The following is a 15,860-nucleotide window of genomic DNA, read 5'->3' on the forward strand; positions in this document are numbered from 1 at the left end:
CGCTGCCCAGGCCGGTGATTATGGTGCACCGGTGAGCGACATGACTGGTGAGGACCGCCGTTTCCCACCCGCGCTGGCCGATCTGGCCGACGTGGACATCGACTACGCCGACGGGCGGGGCATCGACTTCGAGCCCTACTCAGCCTTCGACTCGGCGGAGGAGACCACCGGCTGGCTGCGGAGCTGGACGGGCAACGACGATCTCGACGGGAGCCCGTATCGCGTGTTCGGTCAGGACGGCACGGGCGGGCTCGCCGCGCTGTGGTGCGTGCGGGCCGGGCGACCGCTGGCGGAACAGCCCGTGGTGTTCCTGGGGTCCGAGGGCGCCGTCGGTGTCGTGGCCGGTGACCTGTCGGACTTCCTGTGGCTGCTGGCGGACGGCGTCGGACCGATGGAGGCGGTGGAGTTCGGCGCTGTGACCGGCCGTGCGGACCCGGCCCTCGTGTCGCTGGCCGAGCGGCACGCGAGCAGGCCACGCCGGACGGCACGCGAGATCGTCGCTGCCGCCCGGGCGGAGTTCCCCTCGTACGGCGACGACATCGCGGCCCTCTGCCGCTGAGGGCCTGCCGGGTGGCTGTCAGCCCTTCACCGAACCGGAGGTCAGTCCCTCGACGATGTGACGGCTGGCGAAGGCGAACAGCAGCATCGTGGGCACGATCGTGAGCACGGCCGCCGCCGACATCGAGCCCCAGTCGATGTTGAAGCTGGAGATGAAGCCGTTCAGGGCGGTGGGGACGGTCTTGTTGCTGTCGCTGTTCATGAGGGTCACCGACAGGAACAGCTCGTTCCAGCAGTTGACGAAGTTGAAGATGAAAGCGGCGATGATGCCGGGGCGCATCACCGGCAAGAGGACCCGGAACAGCGCCGCGAAGCGGGACAGGCCGTCGATCATGGCGGCCTCCTCCAACGCGTCCGGGATGTTCTCGAAGAAGCCGCGGAGCATGACCGTGCAGAAGGGGATGCACACCGCGATGTACACGAGGATCAGGCCCAGGCGGTTGTCGACCAGTCTCAGGTCGGTCATCAGCAGGTAGAGCGGGCCCAGCGCGATGAACGAGGGGATCATCTGGGTGACCAGCGCGGCCATCAGCAGCGCCGACTTCGTGCGGAACTCGAAGCGGGCCAGCACGTACGCCGAGAGCATCGAGATCGCCGTGGCCGTCACGCCGGCCACGGTCGACACGACGAGGCTGTTGGTGAGGTAGGTGCCGAAGTCGGCGGTGCCGAACAGACCGCGGTAGTTCTCCAGGGAGAAGCGCTCGGGCCAGTACGCGATGGGGAAGTGGAAGATGTCGCCCGGTGCCTTCAGCGAGGTGACGGCGATCCAGTAGAGCGGAAAGACCGTGAAGAGCAGCCACACCCCGAGGAAGGTGAACTTGACGGCCCGGCCGGCCGCCGACCCCTTGCCGGTCACGACCTCACCCCCTTCTTCTCACGCGTGGCCAGGAGGAAGAACACCGCGAACACCAGCAGCGCGGCCACCACGAGAAGGCCGAGCGCAGACGCCCTGCCGTAGTCGCCCTGCTGAGTGATCTTGATCATCCAGGTGGTCACGATGTGCGTCTCGTCGTTCGGCCCGCCTCCGGTCATGCCGAAGATCAGGTCGGGGAAGTTGAAGATCCAGATCACGCGGAGCAGCACGGTCAGGGCCAGCGTGGTGCGGATGTACGGGATGGTGATCTGGAAGAGCGTGCGAGTCCTGCCCGCGCCGTCCAGCGCCGCCGCCTCGTAGAGCTCGTCCGGGATCGACTGGAGCGCGGCCAGGATCATGATCGTGAAGAAGGTGACGCCGTACCAGATGTTGGCGACGATCACGGCTGCCATCGCCGTGTCCGGATCCGCCAGCCAGGCGATCGGTTCGTCGATCAGTCCGGCCTTCTGCAACAGGTCGTTCACGACGCCGAACTCGCTGTTGAACAGCCAGCGGAAGAGGATGCCGATGAGGAAGCCGGAGATCGCCCAGGGGAAGAAGATCAGCGCCTGGTACAGCCCCCGGAAGCGGAAACGCCGGCGCAGCCACAGGGCGAGCGCGAAGCCGATGACCAGCTGCGGGACGATCGAACCGACCACCCACAGGGCGGTGTTGCTCAGCACGGTCCCCCAGGCGGGGTCGCTGAACACGTCGCCGAAGTTGTGCAGCCCGACCCACGAGGTGTCGGTCAGGTCGGTCAACTTCCAGTTGCGGAAGGCCATCTGACCGCCCGCGATCACGGGGTAGTAGGTGAAGATCGCCACGAAGACCGCGGCCGGTGCCATGAAGGCGGCGATGCTGAGGCCGCGCCGGGTGGTGAACTCGCGCCTGCGCCCGCCCCCGCGGGGGACGCCGCCCTTGCGGACGGCCTCCCCCGTGCCCGGCGCTGTCTTCGGCGTCCTGGTGGAGGTGAGGGGCATGTCTACTGCTCCTGCCGCCGCTTCTCGGTCCAGTACGCGTCCCAGCCCGCGAGCAGCTTCTTCGGCGTCGTCTTGCCGAGGATCAGCTTCTGCACGTCGGTGTCCGCCTTCTGCTGCCACTCGGCCCACCAGCTGACGCCGCGCGGCTGGGCGACGACCAGGTACTTGTCCGGCTGCTCGGTCATGGTGACGTAGCTCGACCAGGGGCCGGTCCGGTAGAAGGGTTCGTCGGTCGCGGACTTGAGGATGGGCACCAGGCTGTTCTTCTGCGTGAACGAGGTCGAGGCGTCACCCTGGGACAGGAACTCGACCAGCTTCACCGCCTCGGCCTTGTGATCGCTTCCCTTGGCGACGCCCCAGCCGGCGGTGGCCAGCGGCTGCACGGTCTTGCCTTCGGGCCCGGCCACCAGCGGCGCGGTGGCCCACTGGTCCTTGGAGATGGACTTCGACTCCGAGACCGTGGCGATCACTTCGGGGTCCTGAAGCAAGAACGCCGTGGAGCCGTTGGAGAACGCCTCGACCATCTCCGGATAGCCCCAGGAGACGGAGGACTTCGGGGACGCCTTCTTGAAGAGCTCAAGGTAGTTGTCGATCGCGTCCTCGGCCTCGGGAGCGGAGAAGATCGTGCGACCGTCCTTCAGCTTGAAGCCGTCGGCCGGGTCCACCTGGTCGGCGAGGTAGGCCTCGATGGCGGCGGTGGCGTTGCTGTGGGAGTTGGCGCCGCCCCGGAATGCGTAGCCGTACCGGCGCTCTGCCGGATCGTGGATGGCGGACGCCTGCTCCAGCAGTTCCTTCCAGGTGGCCGGCGGCTTGTCGAAGCCCGCCTTCTCGATCAGGTCGGTTCGGTAGAACAGGCTCAGGCCGTAGAAGCCGTACGGGACGAAGTACGTCCGGCCCTCGGCGTCCTTGGAGGCGTTGACGGCGTTCTCCGTCATGGCCTGCCAGCCCTTCCAGCCCTCCAGATCCTTCTTCATGTCGTACAGCCAGCCGTTGTTCGACCAGGGCCCGACGGTGATGTCGCGGACCTCCAGGACGTCCACCCCGCTGCCGGACTGGAGCATCTGCTGGAGCTTCTGGTCGGCCTGCTCGGTGGGCGGGGAGACCAGATTGACCTTGATCTTGGGGTTCTGCCGCTCGAAGTCGGCTATGAGGTCCTTGAGCAGGGCGGTGCGGGTCGGGTTCGTCAGGCTCTCGACCATGTCGAGGGTGACCGTTCCGCTCGCCTGGGGGCTCATGGTGGAACAGCCGGTGAGGAGGGTCGCCACGGCGGTGCCGAGCGCGAGGGCCACCGTCCTTCTTCTCATGGTGCTGACCTCTTTCCTGTGCTCTGTCGTGCCCACGTGCCGAGGACGGGGACGCATTCCTCGGCGAAGTACTCGTAGTCGGCGGCGGTGTTGTAGACGTGTGCGGACAGGCGCATGTACCCGGCGCCTGCGAAGCTGGTGAAGGCCGCCTCCACGCCCAGCTCCCGGGCCACCCGGTCCCGCAGGGCGTCCGCCTCGATCCGGTCGGCGGCGAGCCCGTCCGGCAGGCGCACCAGACGCATGCCCGGGACGGGCATGCCGACGTCGACCGGGCAGTCCGCGCCGGACGGATCGGCGAGCGCCGCGCCGATGACACGGGCGCCGTAGTCGACCAGGTCGTCCATGTAGCGGCGGGCGGTCGCCCAACCCCAGGTGTGCTCGACGAAGGAGAGGGACGTCGGCGCGGCCAGGTAGGCGGTGGCGTCGACGGTGCCCTGCTGGTCGAAGCGGTCGGGGAAGGGATCGGCCGCGGCCCAGGAGTCGATCAGCGGGTGGAGGCGCTCGCGCAGCGGCCCACGGGCGATGAGCGCCGCGGTGCCGCGCGGGGCGCAGCCCCACTTGTGCAGGTTGCCGGTCCAGAAGTCGTACGTGGCGCCGGCCAGGGGCTCTTCCAGCAGGCCGGGCGCGTGTGCGCCGTCGACGAGGACGGGGATGCCGCGACGGCGGGCCTCCGCCCCGATGCGTTCCACCGGAAGTCGGCGTGCGGTCGCCGAGGTGATCTGGTCGACGACGACGAGGCCGGTGGCGTCGCCGAGCTCGGCGGTGACCGCCTCGTACGCCTGGTCCTCGTCCGCGTCCAGTGGCACCCGGGCGGTGCGGACCCGGCCGCCGCTGCGGCGGGCCAGCCGCTCGGCGCCCATCGTCACGGCACCGTAGCCGTGGTCGGTGACGACGATCTCGGAGCGGGGAGGCAGGTCGAGCGCGGAGTAGACGACGCTCGTGCCCGCGCTGGCGTTCGGTACGAGGGCGAGATCGCCGGCGTCGGCCCGCAGGAAGCCGGCGAGCTCGACCCGTGTCGCGGCGAGGCGCTGGGGCAGCGCCGGGAACCACACGACGGGTGAGCGTTCCATCTCGGCACGCAGCAGGGCCTGGTGCTCCTGTGCCACCAGCGGAACGGCACCGAAGGAGCCGTGGTTCAGATGCTTGAGGGCAGGGTCGAGCGACCAGGCCCGGTCGGCGGGCCGGCCGTCCGCCAGGAGCAGGGGGCGCGGTGCGGTGGTCACCTCGGTCTCACTCACGGGACTCCACATCTGGGCAGGGCGGTCCTGCGGAGGTTCACCCTCCGCCGGACACATCTGATGACTCGGCATCCTGCCCACCTTCCCGAGCGGAAACAAGGGTCGTACAGTGAAAGTCATCAGATGACTTGCCGGGGAAACGTACCCGGCACATCTGATGGCCCGCCGGGCCTCGTTACAGTTCTCCGAGGGACGCGGCCTGATCGCGGCTCGCCCGGGGAGGAAGAAGGAATCGGATGTCCGCAGTCGAGAAGGCCTTCCACGGCCTGCGGCACATGATCGGGACCGGGCGTCTCGGCCCGGGCGAGCGCATCCCGCCCGAAGGGGATCTCTGCGAGGAACTGGGCGTGTCACGGGGGTCGCTGCGCGAGGCGGTGCGGATGCTCGCCGCCCTGGGTGTCATCGAACCGCGGCACGGCTCGGGCACGTACGTCTCGCAGTTGAGGCCACAGGACGTGATCGGAAGCCTCTCCCTGACCCTCGAACTTCTGCCGCTGTCGGGCCTGTTGGAGGTCTACGAGATCCGGCGGGTCCTCGAGGCGCACGTCGCGGCCCAGGCGGCGGCACGCTGCACCCCGGAGTCGGTGGACACGCTCTTCGCTCTCATCGAGGACATGGAGGCCACGAGCGACCCCGCCAAGGCGTCGGAACTGGACCACCGTTTCCACGCCGAGATCGCTCGCCTGGGCGGCAACCCGACTCTGGCCACGCTCCTCGCGGTCTTCCGCTCCCGGTCCCGCAAATACCAGGTCTTCACCCTGCCCGAAGGCCCCGAACTGCGCAGGAAGAGCGACGAGGACCACCGCGCCTTGGCCACCGCCATCGCCGATCGCGACCCGGTCGCGGCGGCCGGCGCGGCGCAGGCGCACGTCGCCCAGACGGAGCGGTGGCTGCGGGCTTTCATGCCGCCGGTCGAGGAGATCGACGACGCCGGCTGAGGTCATGGGCGACCGGGACCGGAGTGAGCGCCGATACCGGAGTGAGCACCGGTACCGATCTGCGCAACGGTCGCGAACCGGGACCCTCGGCCAGCGGGCTTCCGGCGCAGCCCGCCGGGTGAGGCAGGCGTTCCTCAGCGAGGACACCGCGGCCGCCGAGCACACCCCGCCGGGCTTCCCCCTCCCCCACATGCCGCCGCCAGGGATGTTCCGCGCGCGAACCGCCCCGGGTGAGCGGTGTCTCACCGCGGAGACGTTGCTATGCAACTAGGCGCATAGCAAGATCCCACCATGGCGCTCGAACACGCGATCCTCGTCTCCCTGCTGGAGAAGCCGGGCTCCGGCTATGAGCTCGCCCGGCGGTTCGAGCGGTCCATCGGGTACTTCTGGACCGCCACCCACCAGCAGATCTACCGCGTTCTCAAGCGCATGGAGAGCGACCGCTGGGTCGACGTCCGCGAAGTCCCGCAGTACGGACGTCCGGACAAGAAGGAGTACTCCGTCGCCCGGCCCGGACGGGAAGCGCTCTCCGCATGGCTGAGCGAGCCGACCGAGCCCGAGAGCGTGCGCCACGATCTGGCGGTGAAGATCCGGGGCGCCGCCTTCGCTGATCCGGCAGCCCTGATCGGCGAGGTCGAGCGGCACCAGCAGACGCACACCGACCGCCTCGCTCACTACCTCGCGGGCGAGTCCCGCGACTTCGGGGACCCACCGACGGACGGTTTGCTCGACGCCGAGCGGGAACTCCAGCACGCCGTACTGCGCGGCGGCATCGCGTACGAACGCATGATGATCGCCTGGCTCGACGACGTCCGAGCCACACTCGCCCGCTTCGAGACCGGTGGCTGACCGGCCGAGCCCCCCCCCGGGACTCACACCCGGGCCCACCCTCACCCCTCCCACCCCTCCCAGCCGAAAGGCGGCACACGTGACCGACGCGCTGCTCTTTAACCCGCGCACCTACGACCCCGCACACTTCGATCCGGAGACCCGCAGGCTGCTGCGCGCCACCGTCGACTGGTTCGAAGAGCGGGGCAAGCGCCGGCTGATCGAGGACTACCGCACCCGCGCCTGGCTCGGTGACTTCCTCGCCTTCGCCGCCAAGGAGGGCCTCTTCGCGACCTTCCTCACCCCCGCCTCCGCCGCGGCGGAGGACGGTGGCGACCGACGGTGGGACACCGCCCGCATCGCCGCCCTCAACGAGATCCTCGGCTTCTACGGCCTCGACTACTGGTACGCCTGGCAGGTCACCATCCTCGGACTCGGCCCGGTGTGGCAGAGCGACAACGCCGCCGCTCGTGCCCGCGCCGCCGAACTTCTCACCCAGGGTGAGGTGTTCGCCTTCGGCCTGTCCGAGAAGGCGCACGGCGCCGACATCTACTCCACGGACATGCTCCTGGAGCCCGACGGCACCGGCGGTTTCCGCGCCAGTGGTTCCAAGTACTACATCGGCAACGGCAATGCCGCCGGGCTCGTCTCGGTGTTCGGCCGCCGCACCGACGTCGAGGGCCCCGACGGCTACGTCTTCTTCGCCGCGGACAGCCGTCACCCCTCCTACCACCTGGTCAAGAACGTCGTCGACTCCTCGAAGTTCGTCAGCGAGTTCCGTCTGGAGGACTACCCCGTCACCCCGGACGACGTCCTGCACACCGGTCGCGCCGCCTTCGACGCCGCCCTCAACACCGTCAACGTGGGCAAGTTCAACCTGTGCACCGCCTCGATAGGCATCTGCGAGCACGCGATGTACGAGGCCGTCACCCACGCGCAGAACCGCATTCTGTACGGCCGCCCCGTCACGGCCTTCCCGCACGCGCGACGGGAGTTGACCGACGCGTACGTCCGGCTCGTCGGGATGAAGCTGTTCAGCGACCGCGCCGTCGACTACTTCCGCACGGCCGGCCCCGACGACCGCCGCTACCTCCTCTTCAACCCCATGACGAAGATGAAGGTGACCACCGAGGGCGAGAAGGTCATCGACCTGATGTGGGACGTCATCGCCGCCAAGGGCTTCGAGAAGGACACCTACTTCTCCCAGGCCGCCGTCGAGATCCGCAGTCTGCCGAAGCTGGAGGGCACCGTCCACGTCAATCTGGCGCTGATCCTGAAGTTCATGCGCAACCACCTCCTCGACCCGGTCGCCTACGAGCCGGTCCCGTCCCGCCTCGCCGCGGCCGACGACGACTTCCTCTTCCGCCAGGGCCCGGCCCGCGGCCTCGGCTCGGTGCGCTTCCACGACTGGCGGCCGGCCTTCGACACCTACGCCCACCTGCCCAACGTCGCCCGGTTCCGGGAACAGGCCGATGCTCTGTGCGAGTTCGTCCGCACGATGGCTCCCGACGAGGAGCAGCGCCGTGACCTCGACCTGCTCCTCGCGGTCGGTCAGCTGTTCGCGCTCGTCGTCCACGGGCAGCTGGTCCTGGAGCAGGCAGCCCTGTCGGGACTCCACGAAGAGGTGCTCGACGAGCTCTTCGCCGTCCTCGTACGGGACTTCTCGGCGCACGCCGTCGAGCTGCACGGCAAGGACTCCGCCACCGAGGAGCAGCAGCGCTGGGCGCTCGGCGCGGTGCGGCGCCCGGTCGTCGACGGCGGCCGTTCCGAGCGGGTCTGGAAGCGCGTCGAGGCACTGTCCGGGGCGTACGAGATGATGCCCTGACCTGAAGCCTCGGCACGCCCCGGGACGCACCTCGCAGACCACGCGCGAGGCGGGCCTCATGCCGCTCGGGAGCCGCGTCCGGATGCTCGAGCAGGTCGTACTCGGCGAGGGTGTGCGGACTCGGCTTCCCGGCGGCGGCAAGGGGGGCGGAACCGACAGCTGTGCACCGTACGCGGGTGCTCGTCAGCGCGTGTGCCGCTCAGGCGGACAGGACGGCGGCGTGAGCGAGGGCAGCGGTCTGCTGTGGCGTTCCGTCGATCGGGACGGCCGCGCCCCTTTCCTCCTCGCCCAGCGGTTCGAGGTCCGCCACTTGCGAACGGAGCAGTTCGGGCGGCATGAAATGGCCCCGCCGGGCGGTGATGCGTGCGGCGATGAGCTCCGGCGAGCCGTCGAGGTGGAGGAAGAAGACAGATGGCGCGGCGGAGGCCAGCCGGTCACGGTAGCGCCGTTTGAGTGCCGAGCATGTCACCACTCCGCCGCTGTCGGCATGGTCGACCAGCCACTGTGCGACCTTGTCGAGCCAGGGCCCGCGGTCCGTGTCGTCGAGGGGGCGGCCCGCTCGCATCTTCGCCACGTTCGACGCAGGGTGGAAGTCGTCCCCCTCGGCACAACCGACACCGAGGCGCTCTGCCAGCAGTCGGCCCACTGTGGTCTTCCCCGAGCCCGAAACGCCCATGACGACAACCAAGGGAACGGTGTGGTGAGGCATTCAGGTCCTTCCTTCGAGATGGTGTCACCGGCCGATCAGAGTTCGATGACCACCTTGACGTCGTCCTGTTGTGGGCTGAACGCTTCCGTCGCCCGTTCCAGCGGCACCCGCCGAGTGAGCATGCGCTCCAGCCATGGCAGGTCCGCCTGCGCCAGGGCGTCGGCAGCCTGGCGACAGTGGCGCAGGTTGGCGTTGACCGATCCCACCACCGCGTCGTTCTGCAAGACGATCTCCCTGTTGATGGCGCCGCCGTCCACGGTGGTCCTGCGGTCCGTGGGAGACACCCCGGTCAGGCACACGACTCCGTAGGGCGCGGTGCCCGTCAGGGAGGTGAGGACCACCTCGTTCGCGCCCGTGGCCTCGATGACGACATCCGGGCAGACATCGGTGATGACCTGCCCGACGTCCCCCGCGTGGTACGTGGCACCCAGGTCCCGTACCAGGGCGGGCTTGGTCCCCTCGGTCACCCGGTCGAGCACATGCACCTCCAGACCGCGCTGTGCGCCCAGAAGAGCGGCCAGCAGACCGATGGGCCCAGCACCCGTCACCAGGACGCGGCGTGGGTCGAACCACGAGCGGGCACCGACACGCTCGACCTGTTCCCATGCCTTGGCCACCACGGAAGTAGGCTCCAGCAGCACACCTACGCGCTCCAGATGCGGCGCGAGCTTCACCGCGTAGTCGGCCTCCACGCACCACGTCTGCGCGCCGAAGCCGTCGATGCTCTTGATGCCGCGTTCGGTGTAGCGGCCGTTGCGGCACATGTCGAACTCGCCCTGCGCGCACGCACCGCAGGGCTCCGGGTCCGGCCGCCGCACCACCCCGGCCACCAGGTCGCCGGCCGTGAAGTCACTGCCGGGCGGCGCCTGCAGGACTCTCCCGAGGGATTCGTGCCCCAGCACCAGCCACTCACGATCCGCGGGAGCCCAGCCGTACTCGCCCTGGACGATCTCCTTGTCCGTTCCGCACACTCCCACGGCCAGGCCCTGCACCAGCAGCTCTCCGGCTGCCGGAACGGGATCGGGCACATCCCGCACCTCGAGGGACCCCTTCTCACCGGGCCGCACGGTCAATGCACGCATCGCCAACCTTGTCCCTCCTGTCATCGGCGCCGTTCGTGCGCACCGCTTCCTGACGTATGTCCCGTCCGGAGTCCTTCAGCACCAGTCGGCGCCGGTATGACGACCGGGGAGCGGGCGGGGGGCGGTGATCGTTCCGTGTGATCAAGGCGCCGCGGCTGCGCCAGGAGCAGTCCGACGACTCGCTGCGTGCGCGGGCCGCAGATGTGGGGCGGCCGTTCGACGTCGGCACCGCCCGTGGCGTCAGTGGTAGGCGTGGACGACGGCGTGGCCCTTGCCTCGGCCGATCATCCACTTGTTGACCGGGGTGGTGATCAGGAAGGCGACGGCGAAGCCGCCGAGCAGCGCCGACCAGAACAGGCCGTCGGACAGTTGGGCGTCCATCGCGCCCGGCGTCAGGGCGATGATCGCGTTGTCGACCAGTTCCATCACCGCGATGGAGACGGTGTCGGCGGCCAGGGCCACCTTGAGGGCGGCCTTCAGGGGCAGGCCGGCGCGCACGACGGCGAAGAGGGTGAAGGAATAGCCGAAGACGAAAGCGAGGGAGATCGCAAGGATCATGGTGGGCACGTTGCCCCACACCAGGGCGGTGCCGATGACCATGCCGAGGATCTCGCCGATGGCGCAGCCGGTCAGGCAGTGCAGGGTCGCCTTCACCGCCGTCGACCAGGACGCGCCCTTGCCGTGGCCGCCGCCGTGTTCCTGATGGCCCCCGTGGCCGTGGCCAGGTGCAGGGGCCGTGTGGCCGTGCGCGGTACCGGTGTGGTGGGTGCTGTGGTCCATGACCTGTCATCCCCTGTTCGGCTTCCAGCGTGGTTGACCGGAGGCGGTCCCACAACCCAGACCATATACCCCCTGGGGGTATATGGCGAGCGGGGCTGCCCGCCTGCTCCCGGGCGGCGCACCACCGTCCGGGTGCGGCCGTCGTCGGCGCCGCGGTGCGGCAGTCGTGGCGAGTGGTTCCAGGCAAGGAGAAGGAGGCAGGGGCGGCAGGCGTGATGTGCTGCGGGGGCTGGGTGGCGCAGGCACTGGTGGTTGTACCGCCGGTGCGGGACGGGGCAGGCACCGGTGGTGCCCCGCCCGGTGGACGGTGGTGCCCGCCCCGTGCTCGGTGGTGCCCGCCCCGTGCTCGTGGAGGGGCGTCAGTCGTTGCCGAGCAGCTTGTTCATCCGCTCGATCTCCGCGCTCTGCGAGGTGATGATCTGCCCCGCCATCTTCTTGGCCGGGCCGTAGGCACCGTCGGCCTGCTCGGTCTCGGCCATCGCGACCGCGCCTTCATGGTGCTTGATCATCAGGTCCATGAAGGCGGTGTCGAACGCCTTGCCGGAGGCCTTCTCCAGCCGCTCCATCTCCTGCACGGTCATCATCCCGCCGGATGCACCGCCGTGCATGGAGTGGCCCATGGCCCCCTGGGCGGGCACTTGCTCGCCCCAAGAGGTCAGCCAGCCCGACAGCGTCTTGATCTCAGGGTCCTGGGCCTTCTTGATGTCGGCGGCGAGCTTCTTCACCTCGGCCGACTGAGCCCGCTCAGGCGCGAGGTCGGCCATCTCGACGGCTTGGCGGTGGTGCGGGATCATCCCTGCGGCGAAGGCGACATCGGCCGCGTTGTGCTGCCCTCGGGACGCCGGCGCAGAAGCAGCGGGGGAAGCGCTGTTGCTGTTGTGGCTTCCGTGCCCGGACGAGTCGTCGCCGTCGCCGCCGCAGGCGGCCAGGACGAACGCTGCCGCACTTGCGGCGGCGACGACAACGGTACGGCGGAACACGGAACGCGTACGGATCATGGTGCTGCAACTCCTTGATGCGCGGCGGTTCACGGCGCGCGATGGATCGGATGAAGGGCGTGCGAGAGCACGGCACCCGCGCAGATGGGCGCGCGGGGTGCCGGGCGGGCCGCTCTAGATCCGCAGAAGCTGCAGCTCGGACAGGTCGGGCGGCGCACGTCCGTCATGCGATGAGCCGCTGGGCGCGGTGACGAGACCGGTGGCGGCAAGTGCCTGGAGCACCGGGCCGACGGCCAGGGCGGGCGGTGTGTACGGCGAGCCGGTACCGGTGGCCGCACAGGTGGCGTCGGCGTGGTCGAGATGTCCCGGCCCGCCGTCCGTGTGCGAGCATCCCGCGCTCAGGTACGCGGTGCCGTCGGCGGCGGCCATGGCCATCTCGTGGCCGGCTCGCGCCTGCGCCGCCACGGCCCCACCGGGCGCAAGACCGTGCATGCCCAGCACTCCGGTGAGCACCGCCAGCACCAGCAGCACGAACAGCCGCCCGGCGGGGCGGCTGCTGCTGCGGATGCACCTGGTCACGGGACTCATCGTACGGGGCAGCCCGCACGCGGCAGGGTCCGTCGGCCAGTTGCCGCACCCCTTCACCCCAGGGGGCGTCACGCTCCAGGGGCGGGACCCGGCACCGGGCTTCCCGGCGGGGTGAAGGCCGCCTGAACCGTGGCGGTGATGTGGCCGGCGGTGTGCTCGGAGGTCAGGCGGCCCGCGCGGATCTCGTCCGCGGCACTGTGCATGACCGAGTGCAGGACATTGACCAGTCACGCGATCGGCAGGTCCGTACGGAAGACCCCTTCGGCGCGACCGCGGGCGACGAGGGTCTCCACTCGTGCGGCCGGGCCGCTGTGCAGCTCGCGGATGCGCCCGGCAGGCAGTTCCCGCTGGGCGGCGACCAGCAGCGCGCGGGCCTGGTCGACCAGCTGCCAGCCGACACACTGTCCGTCGCCGAGGCGTTCAACATCGCCTGAGCGCAGGGCACTCGAGGACTCCGCAGCCGGGGGCGCCCCGGCGACCGTCGCTTCGTTCACTCCGGGTGCCACCGGCGACTCTGTTCCCGAGGCTTGCAACCAGGTGGTGCCCCGCAGCGTCTCCCGGCCTCGCGACCTAGCCTGTCCGCATGGATGCGTTCGCGGACCGACTCGAGGGCGGGTGGAACTGGTGGGAGGCCGCCATGGAAGAAGCGCAGGAAGGGCGCTGGGTCCGTGACGCCGTGGAACGACAAGTGGTCAAGGACATCGCTGCCGCCACGAACCCTCTGCACGGCGGACGGATGGCCCCGTTCACCGAGGACTCGTGGCACGTACGCATCGGGAGGATCGCGAACTGGGCCGGGGTGCTGCGGCTCGCGGCCCGATCCGGCGGATGGGTGCTCCAGCCGGTCGCCGGACGCCGTCCACCGCGCCCTGCGGGCATGACCGAGCTGCTGTCCGGCATCTACGCGGTCGGCGAGCAAGGAGAAATCTGGATGCGGTACCTCCTGCAGGGCCAGTTGCCACCGGAAGACGAGATCGCGAAGGCTGAACGCTTCCTCACCGGGCCGGGATCCGTCGAGGACCTCGAGCTCTTCTTCTACGACTGAAGAGCCGTCCTCAGGCTGATGCCGCTCCCGGCCCGGAAGGTGATGCCGCCAGTGCGCTCTCCGCGTTTCCTGATCCACAAGTCCTGGCCATTCCTCAGCAGCGACGTGGGCCTGACAGTCAGGCGCTTGCCGGTTTGCACCACACTGGTGTTCGCCACCAGCACGCAGGAGCAGCACGATGAACCGACCCCTCCGCCTGACACTCGTACTGACGTTGAGCGCACTGTTGGGTGGATGCGGCAGCAGCCCGGACATGCACAGGCCCGAAGTCGCTCGAAAGCTCTTCTGGAGCGCTGAGTTCGCGGGTGCGGCCGGCACCCGTCCGCCAAGCCGGTCGTGGAACACCGAAACCGGAAACCGGGAAGCCGAGGGGTGGGGCAACAACGAGTTGCAGTACTACACCGACGATGCGGCCAACTCCGCTCTCGATGGCGCCGGGCACCTGGTGATCGCGGCACGGCGTGCCCCCGCCGGCTCGCAGCTACCGTGCTACACACGGAAGTTCTGCCCGTGGACCTCTGCCCGTCTGACCACCGAGGGGAAGGTCACGCTCACCCGCGGACGAGCAGAGATCCGCGCGAAGTTGCCCACCGGCACGGGCCTGTTGCCGGCGATCTGGATGCTCGGCAACAACGGAGTCGAGTGGCCCGGGCAGGGTGAGATCGACATCTGCGAGGTGGTTGGCGGAGAGCCGCGAACGGTGTACGCAACCGCGCACGGACCGTCCTACTTCAACGAGAACGGGATCGGTGGCTCCACCACTCTGCCGAGTGACGCGTCGCAGGACTTCCATGTCTACGCCGTCGACAAACAGCCACACCGCATCACCTGGTCCATCGACGGCAAACCGTACTTCACCTTGACTCCGGCCAAGCTGGACCGGCCAGGCGACTGGGTCTTCGAACAAGATATGCACCTCCTGCTCAACATCGCCGTAGGAGGCGACTGGCCAGGCGCGCCCGACAGCACCACGCCCTCCCCCGCCACGATGACCGTGGACTACGTTCGCTTGTACGGTGACGGTCGCGGGTGACGGCACGGGCGTGCCGCATCTGGCAGTGCTGCCCCACTCCCCCACCGTCTCCGTGGCCTCCCGGCCGAGTACGGGTCAGCCGGGCGGGACGCACACTCGCGCCGTTGCCGGCTCGGGTTGGTACGGGTTCGCCCGGCCTGACTCAGAGGCGGAGTGCAGGAGGCTCAAACGAGTTCGTCTACTCCCGCTCGGAGAATCGGACTCAGAAGTCGTCCGCGCCGTTGCGGAGTTCCGGGGTCCAGTAGCCGGTGAGGGCCCTGGCCGGGTCGACGGAGATGCCGTCGCTGCCGGGGGCAGTGACGGCGATGACCGTGGAGTCGCCCGCCAGTTGCACGGAGAACGCCGACACGGGCTCGTTGTCCTCGTCGACCCCGCCGTCCGACAGCTTGACCAGGCCGTAGGCCGGGGCCCCGGCCGTGAGCACGACCGGCGTGGCCGGCTTGCTCTTGGCGACGGCCGGGACGTCCTGCTTGTGGCTCTCCAGGAACTGGATGTGCGGGAAGCCCGTCAGCCGGCAGGAGTGCCCGGAGGTGTTGCGCGCCGTGAGCACGATGTGGGTGTAAGGCGGGCCGTCCTGCGTGGCGGCGGTGACGCGGACGTCCCGCGCGGTGCAGACCGAGGTGGAAGCCCTCCCGCGTCCTCCCGTGGAGCCGGCCGAAGAGGCGTCGGTGGATCCCTGTGCCGCCGCCGAACGCGCGGAGCCGGTCGACCCGGACGCCTCGGACGTGCCCGTGCCCTCGACTGCCGTCGTCGCACCCGCCGCCGGGGACGACGCCACCGTGGCCGCGGTGGTCGGCCGGGACGACGACGTGCTGCCTGAGTCGCTCTGGCAGGCGGTGAGCGACAGGGTGAGAGCCGTGCCCGCGACGGCGAGCAGCGTGGAGCGGTGCAGCGTGTTCATGGAGATGTCCCCTGTGTGTAGTACGAGCCGCAGCGCGGTGCCGTCGGCCCGGGTGGTGATACCGGTCGGTCGACGACGGAGGGTCCTGGCCTGTGCGCCCCTGTGCCCCGATGTTGCGTCGGCTGGGACGGGAGACCCGTACAGGTCCGTGAACAGGCGCTCCGTGTCGGCCTTCAGTCGACCACTTCCGGTAGTCCTCGCCCAGGCGGTTCTCCCGGCAGAAGTACGGTCGGCACTATGTCTGCCGGGAGCTTGCGCCG

Annotated in this window: 18 protein-coding genes; 6 read left to right on the forward strand and 12 right to left on the reverse strand. The window is 69.5% G+C overall.

Annotated features, from left to right (window positions below; translation table 11 throughout):
• Positions 1-31: 31 nt before the first annotated feature.
• Positions 32-559, forward strand: coding sequence for an SMI1/KNR4 family protein (locus tag ACH4C6_RS28790; RefSeq protein WP_398111536.1), 528 nt, complete (start codon positions 32-34; stop codon positions 557-559).
• 18 nt (positions 560-577) lie between these two features.
• Here the strand turns inward: ACH4C6_RS28790 and ACH4C6_RS28795 are convergent, their stop codons facing one another.
• Genes ACH4C6_RS28795 through ACH4C6_RS28810 form a run of 4 tightly spaced genes read right to left on the reverse strand, consistent with a single transcriptional unit; the run spans position 578 to position 4,933 of the window.
• On the reverse strand, positions 578-1,414 hold the full coding sequence (locus tag ACH4C6_RS28795; protein WP_398111537.1) for a carbohydrate ABC transporter permease: 837 nt from the start codon (positions 1,412-1,414) through the stop codon (positions 578-580).
• Positions 1,411-2,391 carry a carbohydrate ABC transporter permease gene (locus ACH4C6_RS28800; protein ID WP_398111538.1) on the reverse strand — a complete coding sequence of 327 codons (981 nt, stop codon included), beginning with the start codon at positions 2,389-2,391 and terminating at the stop codon, positions 1,411-1,413. The genes ACH4C6_RS28795 and ACH4C6_RS28800 overlap by 4 nt, the downstream gene beginning before the upstream one ends.
• A gap of 2 nt (positions 2,392-2,393) precedes the next feature.
• Complete coding sequence (locus ACH4C6_RS28805; RefSeq protein ID WP_398111539.1) at positions 2,394-3,695, reverse strand: extracellular solute-binding protein; 1,302 nt, start codon at positions 3,693-3,695, stop codon at positions 2,394-2,396.
• Complete coding sequence (locus ACH4C6_RS28810) at positions 3,692-4,933, reverse strand: aminotransferase class V-fold PLP-dependent enzyme (protein ID WP_398111540.1); 1,242 nt, start codon at positions 4,931-4,933, stop codon at positions 3,692-3,694. Before ACH4C6_RS28810 ends, ACH4C6_RS28805 begins: the two co-directional genes overlap by 4 nt.
• A 236-nt stretch (positions 4,934-5,169) precedes the next feature.
• On the opposite strand from ACH4C6_RS28810, the gene ACH4C6_RS28815 reads away from it, so the two are divergent.
• The 3 genes from ACH4C6_RS28815 to ACH4C6_RS28825 all read left to right on the forward strand — a co-directional run bounded on the left by ACH4C6_RS28815 (position 5,170) and on the right by ACH4C6_RS28825 (position 8,524).
• Positions 5,170-5,871 carry a FadR/GntR family transcriptional regulator gene (locus tag ACH4C6_RS28815; RefSeq protein ID WP_398111541.1) on the forward strand — a complete coding sequence of 234 codons (702 nt, stop codon included), beginning with the start codon at positions 5,170-5,172 and terminating at the stop codon, positions 5,869-5,871.
• A gap of 291 nt (positions 5,872-6,162) precedes the next feature.
• Entirely contained in the window at positions 6,163-6,720 is a 558-nt protein-coding gene (locus ACH4C6_RS28820) for a PadR family transcriptional regulator (protein WP_398111542.1), read from the forward strand.
• 79 nt (positions 6,721-6,799) lie between these two features.
• The gene (locus ACH4C6_RS28825; protein WP_398111543.1) at positions 6,800-8,524 is read left to right on the forward strand and encodes an acyl-CoA dehydrogenase family protein; all 1,725 of its coding nucleotides are present in this window, start codon (positions 6,800-6,802) and stop codon (positions 8,522-8,524) included.
• Positions 8,525-8,723: 199 nt separating this feature from the next.
• Here the strand turns inward: ACH4C6_RS28825 and ACH4C6_RS28830 are convergent, their stop codons facing one another.
• The 7 genes from ACH4C6_RS28830 to ACH4C6_RS28860 form a co-directional block, all read right to left on the reverse strand.
• Entirely contained in the window at positions 8,724-9,233 is a 510-nt protein-coding gene (locus ACH4C6_RS28830; protein ID WP_398111544.1) for a gluconokinase, read from the reverse strand.
• A gap of 35 nt (positions 9,234-9,268) precedes the next feature.
• Positions 9,269-10,315, reverse strand: a complete 1,047-nt coding sequence (locus ACH4C6_RS28835) for a glucose 1-dehydrogenase (RefSeq protein ID WP_398111545.1) — start codon at positions 10,313-10,315, stop codon at positions 9,269-9,271.
• Positions 10,316-10,555: 240 nt separating this feature from the next.
• Positions 10,556-11,095, reverse strand: coding sequence for a DUF4396 domain-containing protein (locus ACH4C6_RS28840; RefSeq protein WP_398111546.1), 540 nt, complete (start codon positions 11,093-11,095; stop codon positions 10,556-10,558).
• 359 nt (positions 11,096-11,454) lie between these two features.
• Complete coding sequence (locus ACH4C6_RS28845) at positions 11,455-12,093, reverse strand: DUF305 domain-containing protein (protein WP_398111547.1); 639 nt, start codon at positions 12,091-12,093, stop codon at positions 11,455-11,457.
• 114 nt (positions 12,094-12,207) lie between these two features.
• Complete coding sequence (locus ACH4C6_RS28850) at positions 12,208-12,612, reverse strand: DUF6153 family protein (protein WP_398111548.1); 405 nt, start codon at positions 12,610-12,612, stop codon at positions 12,208-12,210.
• A 77-nt stretch (positions 12,613-12,689) separates the two neighbouring features.
• On the reverse strand, positions 12,690-12,824 hold the full coding sequence (locus ACH4C6_RS28855) for a hypothetical protein (protein ID WP_398111549.1): 135 nt from the start codon (positions 12,822-12,824) through the stop codon (positions 12,690-12,692).
• A gap of 24 nt (positions 12,825-12,848) precedes the next feature.
• Positions 12,849-13,115 carry a hypothetical protein gene (locus tag ACH4C6_RS28860; RefSeq protein ID WP_398111550.1) on the reverse strand — a complete coding sequence of 89 codons (267 nt, stop codon included), beginning with the start codon at positions 13,113-13,115 and terminating at the stop codon, positions 12,849-12,851.
• An 89-nt stretch (positions 13,116-13,204) separates the two neighbouring features.
• Between ACH4C6_RS28860 and ACH4C6_RS28865 the strand changes: the two genes are divergently transcribed.
• Positions 13,205-13,666, forward strand: a complete 462-nt coding sequence (locus ACH4C6_RS28865) for a hypothetical protein (protein ID WP_398111551.1) — start codon at positions 13,205-13,207, stop codon at positions 13,664-13,666.
• Positions 13,667-13,844: 178 nt separating this feature from the next.
• A complete protein-coding gene (locus ACH4C6_RS28870; protein WP_398111552.1) occupies positions 13,845-14,699 on the forward strand; it encodes a family 16 glycosylhydrolase in 855 nt (284 codons plus the stop codon).
• Between the two features lie 202 nt (positions 14,700-14,901).
• Here the strand turns inward: ACH4C6_RS28870 and ACH4C6_RS28875 are convergent, their stop codons facing one another.
• Positions 14,902-15,600, reverse strand: coding sequence for a DUF4232 domain-containing protein (locus ACH4C6_RS28875; RefSeq protein WP_398111553.1), 699 nt, complete (start codon positions 15,598-15,600; stop codon positions 14,902-14,904).
• Positions 15,601-15,860: the final 260 nt, after the last annotated feature.

It is taken from the genome of Streptomyces sp. NPDC017943 (assembly GCF_044328425.1).
Classification (GTDB): domain Bacteria; phylum Actinomycetota; class Actinomycetes; order Streptomycetales; family Streptomycetaceae; genus Streptomyces; species Streptomyces djakartensis_A.